The sequence below is a fragment of the Oscillibacter sp. CAG:155 genome, from assembly GCA_000436875.1.
Taxonomy (GTDB): domain Bacteria; phylum Bacillota; class Clostridia; order Oscillospirales; family Oscillospiraceae; genus Oscillibacter.
In genome coordinates this window covers 1-1,022 of record FR890949.1, presented here as the reverse complement: position 1 = coordinate 1,022, position 1,022 = coordinate 1, and the positions used below count along the sequence as shown (strand labels likewise).

Below are 1,022 nucleotides of genomic sequence, written 5' to 3'. Positions count from 1 at the left end.
CGGTTCGATCCCGCTTATCTCCACCAAAAAGACCCATTTCCTTTTGGAAATGGGTCTTTTACTTTCTTCACGTTTTTTGTTCGAAGGCTGCGATTACAGTGCCCGGAGTCAAAAATTCCATGAGCGATTTGCGATATTGTTTGATATCCAGCGGCCTCCCATGCTCCCACATCTTCTGGATACATTCCGCCGTCGTCTCAAACTGCCGGGGATTCGCGTCGGGAAACAAATAGGTAATGGGTGATTGGGGTGTTCTGATTCCAAACTGATAGATCATCACCTGAATAACCGGTGAAACCCCCTTTTTCTCCAGGGGCTCGTAGAGGTCCACTCCAATATAAGAAGCGCTGAAAAACAGATTGCTTTCCCGGATCTGCAGATTCTCATATTGACTCAGCTTTTCTAATTTTCTTAATGTTCGGTCCAATGCTTCGGCTGTTTCTTGCTCTTTCTTCTGATAATAGTCCCGATCCAGAGAAAACGCATGTTCCCGATCCAACATCAAATATTCTACTTGGATTCCCCGCTTCAGGTAAGATTCAATTTCATTTTCATAAGATTCCAACAGGCGATCTCCATAGGCAGCAACAATCGTCAGGCTGTTTTTGGCTCTGCGCATGATTTTATGCAGGTCATGTTTTGTATCTGAGTAGCTAAAAAAATACGTATCCATATTTTTCTTGACGATTTTTCCCAGCCATCCCACGCCAATGGCCGCAGCCAGGATAGTTCCCATGGCTTCGATCAGCGCACATACGATTTCGGCTTTCATCTCCAGTGCCTCCCCCTCTGGTCGCTTTTTTACGGACTGTATTTCAAGCAGATGGTCGGACTTTTCCAGTTATCCATATTATAGCAAAAAAGTGTACTCAAATCCAAGGCATTTCCCTATTTGTTTCGATATCGGCCCGATTCCATTTTTTCAAAATTCATGCTTGACATTTTCTATTTCTCATGCTAAGATAAAAATGTTCTGTGAGTCACAGACAAGTTCTCTGGGGGTATAGCTCAGCTGGGAGAGC

At 44.1% G+C, this 1,022-nt stretch carries 1 protein-coding gene; it reads right to left on the bottom strand.

What is annotated here, in order from left to right:
• Positions 1-67: 67 nt before the first annotated feature.
• Complete coding sequence (locus QZL67_RS09385) at positions 68-772, bottom strand: hypothetical protein (RefSeq protein WP_022290465.1); 705 nt, start codon at positions 770-772, stop codon at positions 68-70.
• Positions 773-1,022 lie beyond the last annotated feature (250 nt).